Source organism: Tardiphaga alba (genome assembly GCF_018279705.1).
GTDB classification, from domain to species: Bacteria; Pseudomonadota; Alphaproteobacteria; order Rhizobiales; family Xanthobacteraceae; genus Tardiphaga; species Tardiphaga alba.
On the sequence record NZ_CP036498.1, the window covers coordinates 1,217,125 to 1,240,311 of the forward strand.

20 protein-coding genes and 1 pseudogene are annotated in these 23,187 nt (G+C 62.4%); 13 read left to right on the forward strand and 8 right to left on the reverse strand.

What is annotated here, in order from left to right; all coding sequences use genetic code 11:
• The first annotated feature begins 3 nt into the window (after positions 1-3).
• Complete coding sequence (gene mutY / locus RPMA_RS05745; RefSeq protein WP_211911935.1) at positions 4-1,092, forward strand: A/G-specific adenine glycosylase; 1,089 nt, start codon at positions 4-6, stop codon at positions 1,090-1,092.
• On the opposite strand, the gene RPMA_RS05750 is transcribed toward mutY, so the two are convergent.
• On the reverse strand, positions 1,093-2,841 hold the full coding sequence (locus tag RPMA_RS05750) for a sensor domain-containing diguanylate cyclase (protein WP_211911936.1): 1,749 nt from the start codon (positions 2,839-2,841) through the stop codon (positions 1,093-1,095).
• A gap of 139 nt (positions 2,842-2,980) precedes the next feature.
• On the reverse strand, positions 2,981-4,270 hold the full coding sequence (locus RPMA_RS05755; RefSeq protein WP_211911937.1) for a flavin-dependent oxidoreductase: 1,290 nt from the start codon (positions 4,268-4,270) through the stop codon (positions 2,981-2,983).
• A 224-nt stretch (positions 4,271-4,494) separates the two neighbouring features.
• On the opposite strand from RPMA_RS05755, the gene RPMA_RS05760 reads away from it, so the two are divergent.
• Together RPMA_RS05760 and RPMA_RS05765 are read left to right on the forward strand one after the other, a co-directional pair.
• Positions 4,495-5,031, forward strand: a complete 537-nt coding sequence (locus tag RPMA_RS05760) for a PAS domain-containing protein (RefSeq protein ID WP_211913445.1) — start codon at positions 4,495-4,497, stop codon at positions 5,029-5,031.
• Positions 4,973-6,319: a methyl-accepting chemotaxis protein gene (locus RPMA_RS05765; protein ID WP_249225561.1), complete on the forward strand. Its 1,347-nt coding sequence runs from the start codon at positions 4,973-4,975 to the stop codon at positions 6,317-6,319. The genes RPMA_RS05760 and RPMA_RS05765 overlap by 59 nt, the downstream gene beginning before the upstream one ends.
• Before the next feature lie 73 nt (positions 6,320-6,392).
• Here RPMA_RS05765 and RPMA_RS05770 read toward each other — a convergent pair whose 3' ends face one another.
• A complete protein-coding gene (locus RPMA_RS05770) occupies positions 6,393-6,761 on the reverse strand; it encodes a hypothetical protein (protein ID WP_211911938.1) in 369 nt (122 codons plus the stop codon).
• 21 nt (positions 6,762-6,782) lie between these two features.
• Between RPMA_RS05770 and RPMA_RS05775 the strand changes: the two genes are divergently transcribed.
• On the forward strand, positions 6,783-6,965 hold the full coding sequence (locus RPMA_RS05775) for a hypothetical protein (RefSeq protein WP_211911939.1): 183 nt from the start codon (positions 6,783-6,785) through the stop codon (positions 6,963-6,965).
• Here the strand turns inward: RPMA_RS05775 and RPMA_RS05780 are convergent.
• Positions 6,962-8,095, reverse strand: a complete 1,134-nt coding sequence (locus RPMA_RS05780) for a site-specific DNA-methyltransferase (protein WP_211911940.1) — start codon at positions 8,093-8,095, stop codon at positions 6,962-6,964. The two genes, RPMA_RS05775 and RPMA_RS05780, sit on opposite strands and share 4 nt — an antisense overlap.
• 248 nt (positions 8,096-8,343) lie before the next feature.
• On the opposite strand from RPMA_RS05780, the gene ypfJ reads away from it, so the two are divergent.
• Entirely contained in the window at positions 8,344-9,279 is a 936-nt protein-coding gene (ypfJ, locus tag RPMA_RS05785; RefSeq protein ID WP_211911941.1) for a KPN_02809 family neutral zinc metallopeptidase, read from the forward strand.
• 121 nt (positions 9,280-9,400) lie between these two features.
• Positions 9,401-9,961 (forward strand): molybdenum cofactor biosynthesis protein B, encoded by a 561-nt coding sequence (gene moaB, locus RPMA_RS05790; RefSeq protein ID WP_211911942.1) that lies wholly within the window; start codon positions 9,401-9,403, stop codon positions 9,959-9,961.
• Positions 9,962-10,113: 152 nt separating this feature from the next.
• Here the strand turns inward: moaB and RPMA_RS05795 are convergent, their stop codons facing one another.
• Both RPMA_RS05795 and RPMA_RS05800 read right to left on the reverse strand, forming a co-directional pair.
• Complete coding sequence (locus RPMA_RS05795; protein WP_211911943.1) at positions 10,114-11,028, reverse strand: bifunctional helix-turn-helix transcriptional regulator/GNAT family N-acetyltransferase; 915 nt, start codon at positions 11,026-11,028, stop codon at positions 10,114-10,116.
• Between the two features lie 174 nt (positions 11,029-11,202).
• Positions 11,203-11,772, reverse strand: coding sequence for a glycosyltransferase family protein (locus RPMA_RS05800; protein ID WP_211911944.1), 570 nt, complete (start codon positions 11,770-11,772; stop codon positions 11,203-11,205).
• A 161-nt stretch (positions 11,773-11,933) separates the two neighbouring features.
• Here RPMA_RS05800 and RPMA_RS05805 point away from each other — a divergent pair, with 161 nt between their 5' ends.
• From RPMA_RS05805 to RPMA_RS05820, 4 genes and pseudogenes are all read left to right on the forward strand, one after another.
• Positions 11,934-13,094, forward strand: a complete 1,161-nt coding sequence (locus tag RPMA_RS05805) for a PA0069 family radical SAM protein (protein WP_211911945.1) — start codon at positions 11,934-11,936, stop codon at positions 13,092-13,094.
• Between the two features lie 116 nt (positions 13,095-13,210).
• On the forward strand, positions 13,211-13,669 hold the full coding sequence (locus RPMA_RS05810) for a VOC family protein (RefSeq protein WP_211911946.1): 459 nt from the start codon (positions 13,211-13,213) through the stop codon (positions 13,667-13,669).
• A 175-nt stretch (positions 13,670-13,844) separates the two neighbouring features.
• Positions 13,845-14,593: pseudogene (locus RPMA_RS05815) on the forward strand (ribonuclease HII).
• Positions 14,594-14,671: 78 nt separating this feature from the next.
• On the forward strand, positions 14,672-16,180 hold the full coding sequence (locus RPMA_RS05820) for a glycosyltransferase family 39 protein (RefSeq protein ID WP_211911947.1): 1,509 nt from the start codon (positions 14,672-14,674) through the stop codon (positions 16,178-16,180).
• Between the two features lie 2 nt (positions 16,181-16,182).
• Here RPMA_RS05820 and RPMA_RS05825 read toward each other — a convergent pair whose 3' ends face one another.
• Complete coding sequence (locus tag RPMA_RS05825) at positions 16,183-17,004, reverse strand: uracil-DNA glycosylase (RefSeq protein ID WP_211911948.1); 822 nt, start codon at positions 17,002-17,004, stop codon at positions 16,183-16,185.
• 154 nt (positions 17,005-17,158) lie between these two features.
• On the opposite strand from RPMA_RS05825, the gene RPMA_RS05830 reads away from it, so the two are divergent.
• The 3 genes from RPMA_RS05830 (at position 17,159) to RPMA_RS05840 (ending at position 22,046) form a co-directional block, all read left to right on the forward strand.
• Positions 17,159-18,817, forward strand: a complete 1,659-nt coding sequence (locus RPMA_RS05830) for an electron transfer flavoprotein-ubiquinone oxidoreductase (protein WP_211911949.1) — start codon at positions 17,159-17,161, stop codon at positions 18,815-18,817.
• Positions 18,818-19,268: 451 nt separating this feature from the next.
• A complete protein-coding gene (locus RPMA_RS05835; RefSeq protein ID WP_211911950.1) occupies positions 19,269-21,095 on the forward strand; it encodes a tetratricopeptide repeat protein in 1,827 nt (608 codons plus the stop codon).
• A 66-nt stretch (positions 21,096-21,161) separates the two neighbouring features.
• Positions 21,162-22,046, forward strand: a complete 885-nt coding sequence (locus tag RPMA_RS05840) for a 4-(cytidine 5'-diphospho)-2-C-methyl-D-erythritol kinase (protein ID WP_211911951.1) — start codon at positions 21,162-21,164, stop codon at positions 22,044-22,046.
• A 113-nt stretch (positions 22,047-22,159) separates the two neighbouring features.
• Here the strand turns inward: RPMA_RS05840 and RPMA_RS05845 are convergent, their stop codons facing one another.
• Positions 22,160-22,939 carry an SDR family oxidoreductase gene (locus tag RPMA_RS05845; RefSeq protein WP_211911952.1) on the reverse strand — a complete coding sequence of 260 codons (780 nt, stop codon included), beginning with the start codon at positions 22,937-22,939 and terminating at the stop codon, positions 22,160-22,162.
• Positions 22,940-23,187: the final 248 nt, after the last annotated feature.

Genomic DNA, 23,187 nt, shown 5'->3' on the forward strand with positions numbered 1-23,187 from the left:
AGCGTGCCCGTCTCGCCAGCCGTAAAAATCAGACCGAAATCCCCCGCCGCCGATCGTCCGGCGCAGATTCTGGCCTGGTACGACCGTCATCGTCGTCGCCTGCCATGGCGCGCGCTGCCCGGCGAGAGCGTCGATCCCTACCGGGTCTGGCTGTCGGAGATCATGCTGCAGCAGACCACGGTGCAGGCGGTCGGGCCGTATTTCACAAAATTCCTGGCGCGCTGGCCGACGGTCAGCGATCTCGGCCGGGCGTCGCAGGACGATGTGCTGCGGATGTGGGCCGGGCTGGGGTACTATTCGCGGGCCCGCAATCTGCATGCCTGCGCGGTGGCGGTGCTGACCGATCACGGCGGCATCTTCCCGGATACCGAGGAAGGTTTGCGGTCACTGCCGGGCATCGGACCCTATACGGCGGCGGCCATCGCGGCGATTGCTTTTGCGCGCCAATGCATGCCGGTGGATGGCAATATCGAGCGCGTGACATCGCGGCTTTATGCGGTGGAAGAGCCGCTGCCGAAATCGAAGCCGGAGATCGTGGCCCTGGCCGCGACGCTGCTCGGCCCCGCACGCGCCGGCGATAGCGCCCAGGCGCTGATGGATCTGGGCTCAAGCATCTGCACCCCAAAGAAGCCTGCTTGCTCGCTATGCCCGATCAATGACGACTGTGCGGCGCAAGTTCGCGGCGATCAGGAAACATTCCCCCGCAAGATGCCGAAAAAGGCCGGAACACTCCGGCGTGGCGCGGCCTTCGTCGTGACGCGGGGCGATGAACTCCTGGTGCGCACGCGGGCGGAGAAAGGATTGCTCGGCGGCATGACCGAGGTGCCGCAGTCGGAATGGTTGGCGGGGCATGAGGAAGCGGCCGCGCTGGAGCAGGCGCCGACGCTGAAGAAATCAACGCCGTGGCATCGCAAAGTGGGCGTCGTCACCCATGTCTTCACGCATTTTCCGCTGGAGCTCGTCGTTTATACGGCGAGCGTCCCGGCCCGCATCCGCGCTCCCGAAGGCATGCGCTGGGTCCCGATTGCAACGCTCGACGACGAAGCGTTGCCGAATGTCATGCGCAAGGTGATTGCGCACGGACTTGGCTGATCAGGCGGCCCGAATGCCGCGGTCTTCGCTTGCGGGCATGAAGAAGCAGCGATTGCGGCCGGTGTTCTTCGCGACGTAGAGGCCCTGATCCGCGCGCTCGATCATGTCCTGTACGTCACGGTCGCCGTCGGCGATCAAGGCGATACCGACCGACACGGTCGCTGACAGGCGCGTTTCGCCCTCGCCGATGATGGCAAGTTCGACTGCGCGGCGAATACGCTCACCGAGCGCCTGCGCCGTCTGCTCGTCGGCTTCGCGCAGCAATACGACGAACTCCTCGCCGCCGAAACGCGCCGCGCGATCGGTGCTCTTGATGTTGTTGGAGATGATTTCGGCAATCGTCTTGATGGCGATGTCGCCGATATGATGGCCGTGGGTGTCATTGATCTTCTTGAAATGATCGATATCGATCATCAGGGTCGCGATGTTGCGCCTGTATCGCAGCGCAAATTCCACTGCGTCATTCGCTGCGGCCAGGAACGAGCGGCGGTTCATCAACTCGGTCAGATAATCGGTATCTGCGAGGCGCCGCAGCTTCGAGAGGTCGTCCTTGAATTGCAGGGCATTCTCGGTGGCGCGCAACTCGGCTTCCTTGGTGCGCTCTTCGGCAAAGCCGATGCGACGCAGAAGCGAACGAAGCGCCTGGGTCAATTGCACCACTTCCAAAGATCCGCGCTGGCGCGGCAGCATGCTCGGGCCCGACGCGCGGCCGATGCGATCCGCTTCCAGGGTGATCGCATGAATCGGATGAGAAATGCGCCGTGCGATCAGGAAGGCGAGGGCAATGCCCAATACGCCGATGCCGGCGCCGATCAGAAGAATGTTCTTGGCCGATTCTGCTGCTGCGGATAGCGCAACGGCGGTTGGCTGGCTTGCGGTGACGATCCAGTTCAAGCCTTGATACTCGCGATGGCCGCGACCGACCACATAGGCGATCAGCTTGTTCTGCTCGCCGACTTTTTCGGTAAACGCACCGGACCGGGTTTCCAGCATGGTGGCCAGGCGCTCGCCCGCATAGCGCGTCGAGTTCATGCCGGCACCGACCAGAACCTTGCCTGATTTCGACATCACCATCAGCGTGGTGTCGGCATCCTCGTCGGTGGCCTCCGTGCGCGCAATGATGTTCTGCGCCCACTGCCAGTCGAGATGGGCGCCGAGCACGCCGAGCAGAGTGCCTTCGGCATCGCGAACGGGAAGTGCGATATCGACGAAACGGTGTGGCTCGCCGTCAGCCCGCTTCGCCAGAAGCGACGACAGCAATGCGGCTTCATGGACGTCGCCGACGATCACGTCGTGAAGCCCGGTCCTGAACCATGGACGCTGAGCCACCGATGCGCCTTCCAGCATGCCGCCCGTGGCTGCCACGACGGTGCCGTCGGGCTTGGCGAAGCCGATCCAGGCAAAATCGCTGTATGAGCTCTGCAACTGTTCGAGCGCCTTCCGCAGCGATGGGCGGTCGCCCTGCCACAACCCGCGCAAAGGCTCGAGTTTGGAGAACAGATGCACTTCCTGCTGGCGGATCGCCATGTAACGATCCAGGCGCTCGGCCGTAATCGACGCGACCGCGGCGAGGCGCGTGTTCACGAGTTCGGATGTGTTGCGGTAGCTGACGAGTGCGGCGCCTGCAGCCAGCGCCCCGACAAGAACGACGATCATCGCCGCGAATGCGATGGTGATATGCGCACGTACCGTCAGGCGGTCCTCGACGGCACGAGAGCTGTCAGCAAGTTTGTGGATCAGAGTGCGCATCGGCAGGCCTTGGAAGAGCGAATGTTCGCTTCCTGACACACGCCAATTGCCAATCCCTAACGGTACACATCTGCCTTGGGATCATGTTGAATCCCGCATGAATCGAGACGGTTGAATGCGCGTTAACGCGCGAGTTCCGTCAGCCTGCGCTTGAAAGTTGCGACGCCTGCGGCAGCGGCACGATCGGCGGCTTGGCGTTCAGGCCCTCGACCTGGAAGCCGGCCACGCGCTTGTAGTTGGCGGCAATCTCCTCGAGTTCCTGCTGCGACAGGACGTCAGTCACCACGTTGAAACCGTTGGGCGCACGTTCCTCGACGATCTGCATGACCTGTTCAGGGCCGTTGCGGCGGTTGAGCATGACCAGATCGGTGGTGGCCGGGCGCCGTTCGGCCTCATAGGCTTGAAGAGCCGCAGGCACTTCGCCCTGGGCGAGAATTTCCCGCGTCAGCACGCGGGCGTCGAGAATGGCCTGCGACGCGCCGTTGGAGCCGATCGGATACATCGGATGCGCGGCATCGCCCATCAGTGTGACGCGGCCGAAGGTCCAGCGATCGACCGGGTCGCGGTCCACCAGCGGATATTCATAGGCGTGCGCGCAATCGCGGATCAAAGCGGGCACGTCGAGCCAATCGAATGTCCAGTCTTCGAACCAGGGCAGGAATTCGTCGAGCCGCGCCGTGCGGTTGTAGTCTTCCCGGCGCCACTCATAGGTCGGTGGCATGTGCCGCTCGGCAATCCAGTTGATGTCGTATTTGCCGTCGGCATCCGGCTGCTGTGAGATGGGGTAGCAGACGAATTTCAGGATTTCGTGGCCGGCCATGATCATGGTGCGGCCTGTCAGGAACGGTTTGCTCTTGGTCACGCCGCGCCACAGGATTCGACCGTTCCAGATCGGCGCGCCTTCCTGCGGATAGAGTTTTTGCCGGATCGCCGAATGGATGCCGTCGGCGGCGATCAGGAGCGTGCCGTCATAGCTGCCCGCGGGCTTGCCGGTCGCCTTGTCGATGAAGTCGGCGCGAATGCCGTCTGCCGTTTCATTCCAGCCGATGAGATGATGGCTGGTCAGGACGTTGTCGGCACCAAGGCGCTCAAGCGCGGTGTCGAGCAGGATCTGTTGCAACTTGCCGCGGTGAATGGAGAACTGGGGCCATTTGTAACCGGCTTCTATACCGCGTGGTTCGCTCCAGATCGGCTTGCCGAATTTGGAGAAGAAAGCGAGTTCGCGGGTCCGCACCCCGGCGGCGTCGAGCTGGTCATGCAGACCCAGCTCCATCAACTCGCGCACGGCGTGGGGCAGGACGTTGATCCCGACGCCGAGAGGTTTGAGAGCAGGTACGCTTTCGAAAACCCGACAGGGAATGCCGATCTGATGCAGACTGAGCGCAAGCGTAAGGCCGCCGATGCCTCCGCCAGCAATGAGAACGGTCATGATAGCGCCTCCCCGAATTTAAATGATTTCATGGCACGAGAGCGATGATGCCGGCAACTGGATTGCCGAGCGCCGCTTATGCAGCAAGTGATCCGCGCGCCGGAATATATGGGGCAGCTTGCCACACCGAATGGTGGACAGGAACTTAACGCAAAATTCAGCGCCCCTCTCCTAATAGAAATAGCAATGCAATTTAGGTGAAATCGATCACCGACAGGTCAATGATGTCCCACCAGATCAAACCGACAGGCCGCGAGACGTTCTTTCCTGCGTCTGAACTCATCGTTTCCAAGACGGATCTGAAGGGGCGCATGACCTATGTGAACCGTCTGTTCTGCAAGATGGCATGCTACGATGAGGCTGCCTTGATTGGCCAGCCGCATAGCCTGATCCGCCACCCGGACATGCCGCGCAGCGTCTTCAAGCTGCTATGGGATACCATCGAGGCGCGCCAGGAAATCTTTGCATTCGTCAAGAACATGGCAGCGACCGGGGACCATTACTGGGTGTTTGCCCATGTGACGCCGTCCTACGATCTGCAGGGCAAGATCACCGGCTATCACTCGAATCGCCGTGTGCCGTCACCCGAATTGATCAAGACGACCATCGCGCCGCTCTATGCCGAAGTGCTTGCCATCGAAAAGCGCCACGCCAACGGCAAGGAAGCGCTCGCAGCCGGCTACAAGGCTCTCACCGATTTCGTTGCATCCCAGAAAGTCAGCTATGACGAACTTATGTTTTCTCTCAAGAGCGCAGCTTAGCACGCTCTTTGTCATTGCCGGCTCTGTCCTCGCGCTAGGTCTGCAACTGATCGGGTTTTCGATCGCTGCCTTGATTTTCCAGGGGGTGGCGATCGCGATGGCCATTCTCGCACTCGTTCTGATGGGCAAGACGGCTCGTCTGATCGAGAAGGGACGCATTGCGTGCGAACGGATCGCCCAGGGCGATTTCGAAGCCCGCATTCTCGGCATCCCGGTGCGCGGCGTCACCGGCGAGCTGATGTACAGCATCAACGACATGATCGACGGTTGCGATGCTTTTGTGCGCGAATCCACGGCGGCGATGGCTGCGCTGAACGACAACAAATATTATCGACGCATCCTGCCGGGCGGTCTGCATGGCGGCTTGCTGCTGGGTGCCAAGGCGATGAACGAGGCGACCGACAAGATCGCTGACCGCATCGTGGATTTCGAGAAGCAGACGATGGAGCTGGAATCGGCCGTCAGCGGCATTGTTTCCGCGCTCGACAGCGGCGCGGCCGAGATGAGCGGCACCGCAGGCAATCTGCGCACCGGCGCGTCCTCGACCCTGTCACGCGTCACCTCGGTTGCAGCAGCGTCGGAAGAGGCCGCAGCCAACATGCAATCTGTGGCGTCGGCAACTGCGCAACTGTCGTCGAACGCCAGCGAAGTTGGCGCTGACGTCAATCGTTCCGCCGCGATCGCGGGTCGTGCCGTCGAGCGCGTGGCCGATGCGGCAGGCAATGTCGATGTCCTTCGTCACGTTGCTGCGCGCATCAGCGAGGTCGTGACCTCGATCAACGCCATCGCCAGCCAGACCAATCTGCTGGCGCTCAATGCGACCATTGAGGCCGCGCGTGCGGGCGATGCCGGTCGTGGCTTCGCGGTGGTGGCACATGAAGTGAAAGCGCTGGCGACTCAGACGGCGAATTTTACGGCCGAAATCGAGAAGGAAATCGGGCAGGTTCAGTCGGCGACTGACAAGGTCAGCGCGTCGATCAATGAGATCGGCACCGTGATTGCGGAAGTGAACGAGATCACCGGCAAGGTTGCGGGAGCATCGGAAGCGCAGTCGGCCGCCACGGCGGATATTGCCCGCAATATCGACGAAGCCTTTGCGGTGGTGCGCGAGATCTCGACGAGCATCCAGTCGCTGGCCAGCACCGCCAAGGACACCGAGCAACTCGCCACCTCGACTATGGAAGCATCGGGTGACTTGTCGTCGCAATCGGGTCTGTTGACACGCAAGATCCGCAACTATCTGGGCGAAGCGCGCGAAAACCTGGTTCGTCAGGCGGCTGCAGGCTGACGCGGGTCAGCCCAATGTTGTGATTACCCAAGCCGGCGTCCCAAGAGATGCCGGCTTTTTGATGGCTGGATTGTCAGGCCGTGATATCGGTGAAAAACCCGCTGGCGCTTTCGCCTTTGCTGGCCTTCTGCTCCAGCGTTTCCTTGATCTTTTCGGCGATCTTTTCCTCGATGGCCTTGCGCTGGTCGGGCGACATCTGAGCAAGCTCTTCTTCCGTGACGCCTATGCTCTGCAGGAGCGAGTCGCGAAGCTTCTCGGCAGGCGATTTTTTCGCATAGTCGAGGAATTTCTCTTCGGGCGTCTGTGGAGTGTCGATCGCTGAATCTAGCGCGGACGGTGTCTTGTTCGGCTGAAGTTTTCCCAACAATGCGAACGACTGCATGCTGGTGATCGTCGAGCTGGACATGTGTGTTTCTCTGCGCGTTGTGGCTGCGCGATACAACGCAAGATCCACGCCAGAGAAATGTCGAAACATTTGAAGGCGTTGGCTGAAGCAGATTCGGTATTCGGTTGCCGGTCGGCAAGCTTTGCCGGCAATTTTGTCCGCGGCCGGTCAGTCATTGGGAACGCGGATGGCTCGGCCAAAAGCAAAAAGCCGGGCGATGATGCCCGGCGTTTGCAATGGATGATGGAGCGAGTTCTTTAAACCGAACCCATCTCGCTGCGGATCTCTGCGCGCAACTCGTCGATCAAGCGCAGGCCCTTATTGGTCTCGACATGCCAGAACGTCCAGCCGTTGCAGGCGGCAGCGCCCTGGGCCATCGCGCCCATGCGGTGGATCGAGCCGACCTTGTCGCCGAACATGATGGCGCCGTCGGCGCGCACCAGTGCGCCATGGCGCTTCTTGGCATCCACCAGTTTCGTCCCCGGCGAGATCAGGCCGCGTTCGACCAATTCGGCGAAAGCGACACGCGGTGCGCTGCGGGCCGTCATGAACGGCGCCAGTGTGGCCTCCGGCAGCGGTTCGATTGCAGCGATCCGCGCTTCTGCAGCCTTGGCATACTGGCGATCACGCTCGAAGCCGATATAGGAGCGGCCGAGGCGCTTGGCGACGGCGCCGGTGGTGCCGGTGCCGTTGAACGGATCGATCACGAGATCGCCGGGCTTCGACGATGACAGGAGAACACGGGCGAGCAGGCCTTCCGGCTTTTGCGTCGGATGCACTTTCTTGCCGTCGTCGCCCTTCAGGCGTTCGTCGCCGGTGCAGAGCGGGATCAGCCAGTCCGAACGTGCCTGCACGTCGTCATTGGCGGCCTTCAGCGCTTCGTAATTGAAGGTGTAACCCTTCGCCTTTTCGTCGCGCGCGGCCCAGATCATGGTCTCGTGCGCATTGGTAAAGCGACGGCCACGGAAATTCGGCATCGGGTTCGACTTGCGCCACACGATGTCGTTGAGGACCCAGAAGCCAAGGTCCTGCATGATCGCGCCGACGCGGAAGATGTTGTGATAGGAGCCGATCACCCACAGAGTGGCCGACGGCTTCATGGCGCGTCGCGCGGCAAGCAGCCAGGCGCGCGTGAAGTCATCGTAAGCCGCGAATGACGAGAACTTGTCCCAGTCATCGGTGACGGCATCCACATGGGAATCGTCGGGGCGCTTTAAGTCGCCCTTCAGTTGCAGGTTGTAGGGAGGATCTGCGAACACCAGATCGACCGAACCAGCCGGCAGTTTTGACATCTCGGCGACGCAATCGCCAACGACGATGCGATGCTCGAGGGCAGACTCTAGTTGTGTGCGGGACGCCCTCAAGGACGCCCCGCTACGCGAACCAACCATGACTCACTTACTCTGACTCAGGCGACGCTGTCGGCGACGCGGGACTAAACAACCGACTGATGGTTATAGTGAACGGGCAAAGTAAAAATCGACTTAACTGGTAATGGAATCGCGCTAGGCAAGTTTTGCCGGGCAGGCTAATGCTTATGTTTAACGCAATGGAAAGATTGCGTTGTCTGTGCGTTATGTTCGGCCGATATCCCGCAATTGGTTCAAACACTGCGAATTGGAAATGAAGGAATTGCCCGATGCGTTACGATGACTTCCGTCGCAGCGACAATATTGACGACCGTCGTGGCGATGATGGCGGTGGTTATGGCGGCGGCGGTGGCTTCGGCATTCCAGGCGGTGGCGGCGGTCTCGGGATCGGCACGGTGCTCGTGCTCGGTCTCGTCGGCTGGGCGCTTGGGATCGATCCGCGCTTGCTGATCAGTGGCGCGGAAATCTTCACCGGCGGCGGGCAGGCGCCGACCTATCAGACCGATCGTCGTTCATCACCGCCGAAGTCCGGCGCGCCGAGCGATGAGGTGGGCAGCATGATCTCTGGCATTCTCGGCGAGATCGATGATCGCTGGACCGAGATCTTCCGCGAGAGCGGCCAGAAATATACTGGCGCGCAGATCGTGTTGTTTCGCAACGCGACCAATGGCGGCCGCTGCGGCCGCGCGCAGTCTGCGATGGGGCCATTCTATTGCCCGCCGGACAGGAAGATCTATCTCGACACCAGCTTCTTCCGTCAGGTCGAGACCAAGTTCCGCGGCTGCTCGGGCAATGCGTGCAAATTCACCACGGCCTATATCATCGCGCATGAGGCTGGCCATCACGTGCAGAACCTGCTCGGTATCATTCCCAAGGTGACGCAGGCGCAGGAGCGCGCCAACAGCAAAGCCGAAGCGAATAACCTGCAGGTGCGCGTCGAATTGCAGGCCGATTGTCTGTCCGGCGTCTGGGTCAACCGCGAGGAGAAGAAGCGTCCCGGTTTCCTCGAAGCTGGCGACATCGATGCGGCGCTGCAGACAGCGGCGGCGATCGGTGACGACACGTTGCAACGTCAGGCGCAGGGCCGCGTGGTGCCGGATTCGTTCACCCACGGCTCTGCCGCGCAACGCAAGCGCTGGTTTATGGTCGGCTATCAGCAGGGCACCATCCAGGCCTGCAACACCTTTGGGACTGATCGGCTGTAAGGTCGCCATTCTCTCCGTCATTGCGAGCGCAGCGAAGCAATCCAGAAAGCCAGAAGCGAAGACTGGATTGCTTCGTCGCAAAGGCTCCTCGCAATGACGACCATTTTGCGCGGAGCAATAGATGTCCATCGACGAAACCAAAGCCTTCGTGCCGCTCAATATCGCCGTGTTGACGATCTCCGACACGCGTTCGCTCGCCGATGACAAGTCGGGCACGACACTGGCGGATCGGCTGCTTGACGCAGGCCATGCGCTGGCGAAGCGCGAGATTGTCACTGACGATGTGGAAGCCATTCGCGCGGTGGTGAAAGCATGGATCGCCGATCCCGGTGTCGATGCGATCATCACGACGGGCGGTACAGGTTTCACAGGCCGAGATGTGACGCCGGAAGCCATCGAGCCGCTGTTCGAGAAGCGAATGGATGGTTTCTCCATCGCCTTCCACATGCTCAGCCACGCCAAGATCGGCGCCTCGACAATCCAGAGCCGCGCCACAGCGGGCACTGCGGGTGCGACGTTCATCTTCTGCCTGCCGGGCTCGCCCGGTGCGTGCCGCGATGGCTGGGATGGCATTTTGAATGCGCAGCTCGACTATCGTACGCGGCCGTGCAATTTCGTCGAGATCATGCCGCGGCTGGACGAGCATCTGCGGCGGCCGAAGGCGAAGGGTGCGTCGGCGTAAAGACGCCACGTCACTTGTCATCCCCCGCGGAAGCGGGGGATCCAGTAGACACTGGCAGTCATTGTCGAGCATCGACGTGAGTGTGTACTGGATCGCCCGGTCCTAGCGCGCAATTGCGCGCACGGCCGGGCGACGACAAGTAGCGTCGGTGGCTAAAGCACCAACTCCCACGTCTCGCCCACCAGATTCTGTCCAAAGCTGCGATGCGGTTCGCTGGCGACGAGCGCAAATCCCGCGCGCTCATAAATCTTTCGTGCGGCGAAGAGATTGCTCTGCGTCCATAGCGTGATTTTCCGATAGCCGCATTGCCGCGCGAAGCTGATCGCTTCCGCCGTTAGTCGATGGCCAAGATTTTGCCCGCGTGCGACGGGATCGATGATCAGGAGCCGGATCTTAGCGATATCGTCGGATGCCTTGACCAGAAAGATCGAGCCGACCGGCGCGCCATTCATCTCCGCAATCCAGCAGCGCTCGCGCGAGGGATTGAAGGCGGCGATATATTTGGCGACGATGTCGGCCACGAGGCCCTCGAAGGAGGCGTCGTAGCCGTATTCCGACGCATAGAGCGCGCCATGGCTTTGCACTACCCAGCCCATGTCGCCGGGGCGTGGACTGCGCAACGTCGCCTGCGCCGCCTCGCTCTCGCCAAGCAGGGCCTCGATGGTCGCCATGGCCTGCACCACGCGCGGCGCGTGAGTGCCGAGGGCATCGAGCATGTTAGTCACCTGATCATGCGAGCCGCGATTGAGGCGCCCGAAGGCAAGGCGGCCCTTGGCGGTCAGGCTGAGCCGGTATTGCCGCCGGTCGGCAGGCGAAGGCTTTCGAACAACGAGGCCCTTGGCGTCGAAGGCTTGCAGAATGCGGCTGAGATAGCCCGCATCGAGCTTGAGCGCGCTGCCGATCTCCTTGGCCGACTGGCCGTCCTTGCTGGCGAGCTCATAGAGCACCCGCGCTTCCGTGAGCGAATAGGGGCTTTCCAGCAGCTGTTGGTCCAGCACGCCGAGATGCCGCGTGTAGAAGCGGTTGAAGGCGCGGACGGCGGCAACGGGATCAGGGGCTTGCGACATGGTTGCCAATGTCAATTAAATAATTGACTTTGGCAAGTGTATGGCTTGGGTAGATCGCAGCTGTCATCCCCCGCGCAGGCGGGGGATCCAGTAGACACTGCCGCTAGCGATTTGATTGGGAGGCCGGCGTACTGGATTGCCCGCCTTTGCGGGCAATGACAGCTGGGTTTTGCCTCACGCCACCATCATGATCCGGCTGCGCAGCATGGTGCGTTCGGCCCGGCCGAGCTGGCGCAGCAAGCGGGCTTCCGCGCCGCGGGTGTCGGCATGGCCGCCAAGCCGTTCATAATGGTCCCGTGCGATCAGGAGGCCCTGGTCCGCCTTGGGACCACTGACCTTGCGGAGCAGGTGCTTCACCCCGTCACGAAAGCCGGCTTCGTCATAGGGCGAGCGGGCGTAGCGAAAGATGCCGGCGCGGGGCCGATCGCTGGTCGAGACGCGCTGGACGAATTGCTGGGTTTCCTCGATCCATCCGGCGTCGAGCACGGCGCCGGCATGGAGAAACATCAGCCACGACGAGCGTGCAGCTTTGGCGCCAACGGCCATCGCGGCAGCCCGGGAGCCAGTCGATGTCAGGAAATCGCAACCAGCCACATCGGCCACGCGTTCGATCACGTCGGTGCCGGCCCGATCGACCAGCAGCACTTCTCGGATCACGCCCGCAGCGGCGCCCGGCACCAGCGCCGCCAGTGTGGCGACGGCGGGCTGTTCGACACCATTGGTGGGGATGATCACGCTCAGCATGGATGTGGATAATACCTCAAAACCCGTGCGGCTGCGTTATCATGTCGTCATATTGAATACAGCTGCCAATGCTATTCATGGCTAAGACGGCACGTGTGGGGAAAACCGCCTGGCTGCGTCTTTGTTCTTGATATGTTCCTTGAAGCTGCTAGCGTGGCCTCATGAATCAGAACGCCGCAGCCCTTCAGATGCCGACTGCTTCCGCGCCGTCCGAAATCGCGGGAATGCCATCGCCGTTTCCGGCGATCGAGGTTGCGATCGACCGCCAGCGGCGGCGCGGTCGTGGCGCCCAATCCAATGACAGTGGCCGTTACGAGAAGGAGGCCCGCGTCGCCTTCGACGATGGCTGGCAGAGCCTTGATGACCTGCCGCCGTTCAAGACGACGGTGGCGACGGACACGGCCCGAAAAGTCATCACGCGCAACGAGTCACCGGATATCGGCTTCGACCGGTCGATCAATCCCTATCGCGGCTGCGAGCATGGCTGCGTCTACTGTTTCGCGCGGCCGACCCATGCCTATCTCGGCCTGTCGCCGGGGCTGGATTTCGAATCCAAGCTGTTCGTGAAGCCGGATGCGCCGGCGCTGCTCGAGAAGGAGCTGTCGTCCGCCGAATACGAGCCGAAGATGATCGCGATCGGCACCAATACCGATCCGTATCAGCCGATCGAGCGTGAGCGCAAAGTGATGCGCGGCATTCTCGAAGTGCTGGAGAAAACCGGCCATCCCGTCGGCATCGTCACCAAATCGGCCCTGGTGGTGCGCGACATCGACATCCTCGCGCGGATGGCCAAGCGCAACCTTGCCAAGGTCGCGCTGTCGGTGACCTCGCTCGATGCGAAGCTGGCGCGTGCCATGGAGCCGCGCGCCTCGACGCCGTCGAAGCGGCTGGAAGCGCTGAAGCTGCTATCCGATGCCGGCATTCCCACCACGGTGATGGTGGCCCCGGTGATCCCGGCGCTGAATGACAGCGAAATCGAACGCATTCTCGATGCCGCCGCTCATGCGGGTGTCAAGGAAGCCAGCTATGTGTTGCTGCGTCTGCCGCTGGAAGTCCGGGACCTGTTTCGCGAATGGCTGATGGCGAATTACCCGGATCGCTATCGTCATGTTTTCACGCTGATCCGCGAAATGCGTGATGGCCGCGACTACGACTCGCAATGGGGCACGCGGATGAAGGGCACGGGGCCGATGGCCTGGATGATCGGCCGCCGTTTCGAGATCGCCTGCAGCAAGCTCGGCCTTAACAAGAAGCGCTCGAAGCTGACACTCGATCATTTCGCAAAGCCCGCGGGCGCCGGGCAGCAGCTGAATTTGTTCTAACTCCTGAAGGTCTCGCAATCTTGGGAGCAACTCGGGGGAGGGGCGCCGACCGGAAACCAGAGCCGGTCGGCGACCCCTTCTCCGCTTTTTGCGTCGCGTGATCCGGAGAGTCGCAAATGACGAATAACAATCGACCCAAACTGGTGCCGCGCCTGACTGCGGTGACCCTCGGCGTCCACGATATCCGCCGCAGCATCGCCTTCTATGAAGCACTCGGTTTTGCGCGAAAGGCGAAGGAAACCGGCGAGGCCATCGCTTTCTACGACACCGGCGCCAGCTTGCTGGCGCTATTTCCATGGGACCAACTGGCCGATGACGCCAAGCTGCCCGACCAGCCGCGGCCGCAGGCGTTTCGCGGCACCACGATGGGCTGGAACTGCAGCTCGCCCGAAGAGGTCGACGCCGTGCTGGCCTTCGCCGTCTCCTGCGGGGCGACCCTGATCAAGCCGGCGCACAAGACGGAATATGGTGGCTATTCCGGTTATTTCGCCGATCCCGATGGCCATGCCTGGGATGTGGTGGTGGCGCCGGGCATCGAGGTTGGCGACGACCGCCGGGTGCATCTGGCGGATTAGGTCCTTTGTAGCCCGGATGGAGCGAAGCGAAATCCGGGGACCGGCGTTTCAATTCATCTGCCGGTCCCTGCATTTCGCTTCGCTTCATGCAGGCTACGACTGAGCGCCCCGGAATAACGGGCACGCGTCCGGGTTCCCGGTTGCGCCATCGGGCCGGCTTGCGCACGATCCGCCTATGATTCGGGATACCAGGACCAAGCCGGCGAAGTCGCCCAAGGCAGCCGCCAAGCCCCGCAAGAACCCGCGATTGCCGGGCCGCCCAGCTTCAAGCGCGAGCGTGCGCTGCTGAAGCAGGGCATCTGGCCGGTGGCGGGTTGCGATGAGGCCGGTCGCGGGCCGTTGGCCGGTCCCGTCGTGGCCGCCGCGGTGATTCTCGATCCCAAGCGCATCCCCAAAGGGCTCGACGACTCCAAGAAGCTGACCGAAGCCAAGCGCGACGCGCTGTTCGAGGAAATCTGCGCGACGTCCTTCTTTGCGGTCGCCTATGCCTCACCGGCGCGGATCGACCGCGACAATATCCTGCGTGCCTCGCTGTGGGCACTGGCGCGTGCGGTCGCCTCGCTGCCGGAGGCGCCGAAACATGTCTTCGTCGATGGTCGCGACAAGATCGATACGCCGGCGACCTGCGAAGCAGTCATCGGCGGCGATGCGCAGGTGCTGTCCATCGCGGCCGCCTCCATCATCGCAAAAGTCTCGCGCGACCGGCTGATGTGCCGTCTCGCCGAGGAATGCCCCGGCTATGGGTTCGAGGTGCACAAGGGCTATGGCGTGCCGCAGCATCTCAAGGCTTTGCACGAACTCGGCCCCAGCATCCATCATCGCAGCCTGTTCGCCCCGGTGGTGGCTGCCCGCCTTCGCCGCGAAACGATCGTGGTCGAGAGCGAGGTCGTGACGGTGCAGGCGACCCTCGACCTCTCCGCCTGATCGGCTGCGGTTGCCTCAAAAGGCTGCCCGCCGTATCACCTGTGGGCTTCTTTCATTCGCGGGCCGGTCCAGACGTTCATGCGCTTCACTTCCCTGATCGTCGAACTGATCCGCGCCCGGCCGCGGCTGGTGTTCTGGATCGTGGTGCTGTGCCAGGCGCTGCTCTGGCTTGTCGTGCCGCTGCTGCTTTATCGCGGGCCGCCCGGTGATCTCGCCACCGTGCTGGCCTATGGCCGGGAATATCAGGTCGGGACTGAATTCGGCCCGCCGCTGGCCTATTGGCTGGCGGATATCGCTTTCCGCGCTGCCGGCAACCACATTTTCGGTGTCTATCTGCTGGCACAGATCTGCGCAGTTCTGATGTTCCGGGCGGCCTATCAGCTCGGTCGCCACATCGTCGGTGCGCCGCAGGCGGTGATCGCTGTATTGCTGACCATGACGGTGACGGCTTTCAGCACACCCGGCATCGAATTCGGACCGCTGGTTCTGGCGCGTCCACTCTGGGCGATGTTCCTGCTGCATGCCTGGCTGGCGATTGGGCAGGGGCGCCGCAGTGCCTGGTTTGCGCTGTCCATCGAAGCCGGCCTGCTGCTGCTGACCACGCCGCAGGCGATGTGGCTCCTGCCGCTGCCGCTGCTGTTCGGCCTCGCCACCACACGCGGCCGGCGCAATCTCGCATCTTTCGATCCGCTTTTCGCGCTGATCGTCATCGCTGCGCTGGTGCTGCCTTACGCCGTGTGGGTGATCCGTTCGGGCACGAGCGTGCTGCCGCCGCCACCGGTGCTGACCGACCTCGCCGGCAAGGCCGAGCAATGGGGCATCCTGCTGGTCTGGCTCATCGCAGCCGCCGCCGGCGTGTTCGTCCTGACCGTAATGAACTGGCGTCGCCTTGTGCCGCGCACCGAGGATGCGCCGGTGATTTTCCGCCCGCCGGTGGATGGGACGGCGCGGGCTTATGTGTATGTCTTCGCACTCGCCCCGGCGCTGCTCGGCAGCCTGTTTGCAGCACTTTACGGCCGCGCGAATGTCGTCGGCGGCACCGGCATTGCGCTGGTGATGTCGGGCCTGGCCGTGGTGGTGGCGTGCGGCAATCTGATCATGCTGCGGCGCCAGCGTGTCCTGCGAAAAGTCTGGGCCGCGGCAATCGTCGCGCCCGTATTGGCCGTGCTTGCCAATATCGTGGTTTTTCCATGGATCGACGGTCCGGAAGATCGCACCGCGCTTCCGGCGCGCGAGATCGGGCGCTTCTTCGGCGAGAATTTCGAGCGTCGCACCGGGCAGAAGCTCACCTCCGTCGCGGGCGATCCGCAACTGGCGGCGCTGATCGGCATGAGCGCTTCGCGCCCGCACGTGCTGAATGACGCGCAGCCTGACCGCACGCCATGGATCACCTCAGCGAAGTTCATGGAGACGGGTGGCGTGGTGGTCTGGCGTGCGGCCGATACCATCGGCACGCCGCCCGCGGATCTCGTCCAGCGTTTTCCCGGCCTCGTTCCCGAAGTGCCGCGCGCATTCGATCGGCTGATCAACGGCAATCGTCCGGTGCTGCGGGTGGGCTGGGCGATTGTCAGGCCGAAGGGGCCGTAGTTTTACGTCGCCGTCTCCAGCGCCTTTGCAACCGAACGCAGATCCATCCAGGTCAGCCGCTTATAGGATGGCGAGCGCAGCAGATAGGCCGGATGGAAGGTGGCGATCGCCCGAATCTTCCGCGTGCCCGTGTCGTAGTCAGCCCAGCGGCCGCGCGACTTCATGATGCCGTCGCGGGTCTGCAGCAGCGTCTGCGTCGAGGGATTTCCCAACGTCACCAGGATATCCGGATTCACCAGCTCGATCTGGCGCTGGATGAAGGGCAGGCAGATCTGGGTTTCCTGCGGCGTCGGCGTGCGATTGCCCGGCGGACGCCACGGGATGACATTGGCGATGTAGACCGACGTGCGATCCAGCCCGATCGCCTTCAGCATCAAATCCAGCAGCTTGCCGGAGCGGCCGACGAAAGGCAGGCCTTCGATATCCTCGTCACGGCCGGGCGCCTCGCCGACAAACATGATGCGCGCCTGCGGGTTGCCATCGGCGAATACGAGCCGGGTCGCGGTCCCTTTTAGTGCGCAGCCGTCAAAAGCCTCCAGCATGCCGCGCAGGGCGTCTAGGGTCGGTGCGGTGCGCGCCGCCTCGCGCGCGGCGGCCACGGCGACATCGGGGGCCACTTCGGTCCGGGTGGGCGCAGGCCGCGGCGCCGGGGTTGGCATGCCAGTCAGCGGGGGGCGTTTCGGCGCGGCCTCGGCAGGCGCGTGGAGGCCAATATCCTCGTCCAGCAGCCGGTTCACCGGCTCGTCCATCAGCGCGCAATCGACCCCAGCCTCCAGATAGAAGGCGAGCAGTTGCGCGACGGTGGGGGCGGGTTCAAGCATCATGGCGACGGCTTCAGGTATGCCAGCATCCGGCCGGGATCGCCACCCGTGGAAGTGCTCCCTGTGCATTTCGGTGGTTGTTCTTCCGTCAAAAATCGGAAACAACAGCCCTTAGAAGCGTTCTGAACGGGTTGGAAACGGGTCTGAGATCAAGATTATGAGCACTGAAGAACTTCCGCCGCGCGAGAGTATGGAATTCGACGTCGTGATCGTCGGCGCCGGCCCATCCGGTCTGTCGGCGGCCATCCGGCTGAAGCAGCTCAATGCGGACCTGTCCATCGTGGTGGTGGAGAAGGGTTCCGAAGTCGGTGCTCACATCCTGTCCGGCGCCGTGATCGATCCCGTCAATCTCGACAAGCTGATCCCGGATTGGCGCGAAGACGCGGATTGCCCGCTGAAGACCCAGGTCAAGGACGACCAGTTCATCCTGACCACCGAAACCGGCGGCATCAGCCTGCCGAATTTCATCAATCCACCGTTGATGAACAACCACCACTGCTACATCACCTCGCTCGGCATGGTGACGCGCTGGCTCGGCGGCAAGGCGGAAGCGCTCGGCGTCGAAATCTATCCGGGTTTTGCCGCGACCGAGACGCTGTATGACGACAATGGCGCGGTGCGCGGTATTGCCACCGGCGACATGGGCATCGGCCGCGACGGCAAGCCGAAGGATTCGTTCACGCGCGGCATGGAGCTGCTCGGCAAATACACGCTGTTTGCCGAAGGCGCGCGTGGTTCGCTGACCAAGCAGGTCATCGCAAAATTCGCGCTGGACAAGGATTGCGAGCCGCCGAAATTCGGTATCGGCCTCAAGGAAATCTGGCAGATCGATCCCGCCAAGCACCAAAAGGGTTTGGTGAAGCACACGATGGGCTGGCCACTTCCGGACAATGTCGGTGGCGGCTCGTTCCTCTACCACTACGACGACAATCTCGTGGCCGTCGGCTTCGTCGTTCATCTGAACTACGAGAATCCGTATCTCTATCCGTTCGAGGAATTCCAGCGGATGAAGACTCATCCGATGATCCGCGATACCTTCGTCGGCGCAAAGCGCCTGGCCTATGGTTCGCGCGCGATCACCGAGGGTGGCTATCAGTCGGTGCCGAAGCTCGTATTCCCCGGCGGCGCGCTGATCGGCTGCGCTGCGGGCTTCGTCAACGTGCCGCGCATCAAGGGCGTGCATAACGCCATGGGCACCGGCATGCAGGCCGCCGAGCATGTTGCTGCCGCGCTCGCGGCCGGCCGCGCCAATGATGAATTGATCGAATACGAAAACGGCTGGCGCAGCTCGTCGGTCGGCCAGGACCTCTACAAGGTCCGCAACGTGAAACCCTTCCTGTCGAAATTCGGCAACCGCATCGGCATGCTGTTCGCCGGCTTCGACATGTGGTGCAACACGCTCGGCTTCTCGTTGTTCGGTACGCAAAAGCACGCCAAGCCGGATCGCAAGACGCTGAAGCCGGCGAAAGAATATAAGCCGATCCCGTATCCGAAGCCGGACGGCAAGATCACCTTCGATCGCCTGTCCTCGGTGTTCATGTCGAACACCAATCATGAGGAAGACCAGCCGATCCATCTGAAGGTTGCGGACATGGCGCTGCAGAAGTCGTCGGAACATGACGTCTTCGCCGGCCCGTCGAACCGCTATTGCCCGGCGGGCGTGTATGAGTGGGTGGGCGAGGGGCAGGAACCGCGCTTCCAGATCAATGCGCAGAACTGCGTCCACTGTAAAACCTGCGACATCAAGGATCCGAACGGGAACATCACCTGGGTGCCGCCGGAAGGTGGCGGCGGTCCGAACTACGAGGCGATGTGAGTTTTTAACCTCTCCCCGCTTGCGGGGAGAGTTCGTTCGTCACATGCGCAGCATGTGGCGAGCGGGTGAGGGGGAGCCTCCGCGGGCTCGGAGCATGTGGAGAGTCCCCCTCACCCGCCACGGCTACGCTTCGCTCCGCCGCGGCGCCCTCTCCCCGCAAGCGGGGCGAGGTTGAAAAGCCCATCACCGCCGTGTGACCCGCCCCGTCACGATCCCGCCACACTGAAAGCGTTTGCAGGCGTATAAGGCGCAATCCGGTCGCCCGAACCTGACAGGCTCCCTTGGTGCATCTGCGCCCGCGATCCTTGCGAATGCCGGCCAAAAGCGGCATTGTCGCACTGCGCTATGTTGCCGGGTTGGCAGCGCATTCGGGCCTGTCTCGCAATTCAGATCGCGTTTGTGCCCGACTTTCCGCCCGCAACTACCCAATTTTCGGAGCTAGGCGAACTTGATGTTGTCCTCCCGTTTCAACCGCTTGACGCTCGCTGCCGCTGCATTCGCCGTGCTGGCCTTGCCGGCGCAGTCCTTCGCCCAGACCCCGGATCATCTCGCCGATAATTCGGCGACGTTCCCGACGGCGAAGGATCTGAAGCAGATGACGACGGCCGGCAGCTACCTGGCTGCGCGTCATGCCAGCGTGGAACGCGATGCCTCGTCGGCTGCGGCGTTTTACCGCTCTGCTCTGCGCACCGATCCCAAGAATAACGAATTGCTCGATCGCGCCTTCATCTCGTCGCTCGCCGATGGCGACATCGACGAAGCCGTGAAGCTCGCCGAACGCATCCTGACCATCGATAAGTCGAACCGCGTGGCCCGTCTCGTGGTCGGCGTGCGCGATCTCAAGACGAAGAAATATGCGACCGCGCAGACCAACATCAATCAGTCGGTCCGCGGTCCGATCACCGATCTGGTCGCAACCCTGCTCGGCGCTTGGGCCAGCTATGGTGCGGGCGACACCAAGGCGGCCATCGCCAATATCGACAAGCTTGCCGGACCGGATTGGTATCCGATCTTCAAGGATCTGCATGCCGGCCTGATCTTCGATCTCGCGGGCAAGCAGAAAGATGCCGGCGCGCGATATGAACGCGCCTTAAAGCTCGATGATTCCGCGCTGCGCGTGGTCGATGCCTATGGCCGCTGGACCTCACGCAACAAGGACGACGCTGCGGCGCTCGCCGTCTATGAGACCTTCAATAAGAAGCTGGCGCGCCACCCGCTGGTGCTCGAAGGCATCCGCGAGACCAAGGCCGGCAAGAAGCTGCCAGCGCTGGTGGACAGCCCGCAGGCTGGCGCCGCGGAAGCTTTGTACGGCATCGGCGCGTCGCTGACCCGCCGCGGCGGCGAAGACCTCGCGCTGGTCTATCTTCAGCTCGCGCTCTATCTGAAGCCGGATCACTCGCTGGCGCTGCTGTCGCTCGCGGATCTCTATGAGTCCGTGAAGAAGCCCAAGATGGCCATCAAGGTCTATGAGCGCATGCCGGCGAATTCGGCGCTCAAGCGCAATGCGATGATCCAGCAGGCCACCAATCTCGATGCCGCCGATCGCAGCGACGAGGGTATCAAGATCCTGAAGGACGTTACTGCCAGCGATCCGAAGGATCTCGAAGCCATCATGGCGCTCGGCAATATCGAGCGCGGCCGCAAGAAGTTCGCTGATTGCGCGGAGACCTACACCAAGGGCATCGACGTCGTCGCAGCCAACCAGGATAAACCGAACTGGGTTTACTACTATTTCCGCGGCATCTGCCTCGAGCGCTCCAAGCAGTGGGCCAAGGCCGAAGTCGATATGAAGAAGGCGCTCGAGCTGCAGCCGGAGCAGCCGCATGTGCTGAACTATCTCGGCTATTCCTGGATCGACCAGGGCATCAATCTCGACGACGCCATGAAGATGATCAAGCGCGCGGTCGAGCAGCGTCCGGATGACGGCTACATCGTGGATTCGCTCGGCTGGGCTTACTATCGCATCGGCAATTACGAGGACGCCACCAAGCATCTCGAACGTGCCATCGATCTGAAGCCGGAAGATCCGACCATCAACGACCATCTCGGCGATGCCTATTGGCGCGTTGGGCGCAAATTCGAAGCCAGGTTCCAGTGGCAGCACGCCAAGGACCTGAAGCCGGAAGCGGACGAGCTGCCGAAGATCCAGGCCAAGATGGATAAATGCGTGCCTGATGGCGGCGAGAAGCCGGAAGGCTGCACATTGAACGAGACAACCCCGGCAGCGGCTTCGGCCGACAAGCCGGAGGTGAAGAAAGACAGCGACAAAGGCGGCTAATTCTATGACGGGGCATCGGCGGGCACTGGGCAGCCTGCTCGGGAAGATACATCTTCCCGGGAAGACGTGTCTTCCCTGGAGGAACAGGCGCGGGCCAAGGTCAATCTGACCCTCCGCGTCATCGGGCGGCGGGCCGACGGCTATCACGATCTGGAAAGCGTGGTGGTGTTCGCCGATTGTGCCGACAAGCTGACATTTGCACCGGGCGGCGATCTTGCGCTCACCGCGACCGGGCCACGCGCGCGGGAATGCGGCGACAACGCCGATAATCTCGTAATCAAAGCGGCGCGGCTGCTCGGCGAGCAAGTCGAAGGTCTCTCTTTCGGGACCTTTGCGCTCGACAAGCATTTGCCGGTGGCTGCCGGCATCGGCGGTGGTTCGGCGGATGCTGCCGCAGCGCTCCGTCTTCTGGTGCGTGCCAACAATCTCGAACTCGACGATCCCCGCGTGATGGACGTCGCGCGCCTGACCGGCGCCGATGTGCCGGTCTGCGTGCAGTCGCATGCCTGTGTCATGACCGGTGTCGGCGAAAACCTGCTGCAGCTCAGCCTGCCGCGTCTTCCCTGCGTCATGGTCAATCCGCGCGTCCCGGTGGCGACCAAGGATGTATTTCAGGAACTCGGCTTAAAGAACGGCCAGTTGCGCGTTGGCCCCGCCGATGTGTTGAAGGCCCGCTCATGGCCGGCGGAAGGCGCGTCGGTTGATGACTGGATTGCCGCGGTCAGTGCCGGCACCAATGATCTCGAAGCACCCGCGCTGAAGGTCGAGCCTGTTATCGGCGACGTGCTTGCTGCGCTTGGCGCGACCCAAGGCGTTCGTCTCGCCCGCATGTCTGGCTCCGGCGCGACATGCTTTGCACTATTTGACAACGACACGGATGCGCAGCGTGCCGCGCATGCCATCCAGCTCGCGCATCCGCTGTGGTGGGTGCATGCGGGGGCGTTGAGTTAATTTCTCCGTCATTGCGAGCCCTGGGAAAGTTGCCCTTCGCAACTTTCCCAGGGCGAAGCAATCCAGAAGCCAAGAGCTGGATTGCTTCGTCGCTTTGCTCCTCGCAATGACGGCTAACTACTGAATCCCGCGCTATAGCCGCCATCCACCGTATAGATCACGCCCGACGTATATCCCGCGCGATCCGATGCCAGAAACGCCATCAGGTCGGCGATCTCGCGCGGCTTGGCGGCGCGGCCGAGCGGAAGATTCTTCTCGAGTTCGCGATAGCGGCTTTCATCACCGAGTTGCGCCTTGGCTTGCGCCTGCATCCGCGTGAGATACCGGTCTGTGGCCACCGGGCCGGGATTGATGCCGACGACGCGAATATTGTCTTTCAGGCTCTTGCCGCCGAGGGCGCGGGTGAAGGCCATCAGCGCTGCATTGCCGGCGCTGCCGCAGATGTAATTGGCATCGAACTTCTCGCCGGCCGCGCCGATGTCATTGACGATGATGCCACCGCCACGGGCTTTCATCTGCGCATAGACCAGCCGTGTCAGATTGATGAAGCCGAACACTTTCAGCTCCCAGGCATGCCGCCAGGTCGGCTCGTCCACTTTGTCCAGCGTGCCGCCGGGAATGTCGCCGGCATTGTTGACGAGGATGTCGATATCGCTAGACGCCGCCGCCAGCGCGGCCAGATCTTCGGCATTACGCAGGTCGGTGGCATGGATTGTCACATCGACCTGATGACGCGACCGCAGGCTGTCGGCCAGCGCCTGCATCTTCTCGACGTTGCGGGCGGCGAGGCGGATATGGGCGCCTTCCTCGGCAAAGGCTTCGGCCGCAGCGGCGCCAATCCCCTTGGAGGCGCCGGTGATCAGGACGCGCTTGCCGCGCAGATGAAGATCCATGGACGTTCCTTGTAGCCCGCATGGAGCGAAGCGTAATGCGGGACCGGCGAATTGCTGAACCTCTGAATCCCGGATTGCGCGGAGTTTATCATCGGGCGCGCTTTGCGCGACCCGTTAGCTCCATCCAGGCTACGGCTTCGAGTTATTCTGCTGCACCAAATGCGGTCAACATTGCACTGCAGCGTTGATCGCGCGCCGGCTTTGGTCCAAACCTGCCGGCAATTCAAACGGCGAAGGAAACCTCACGT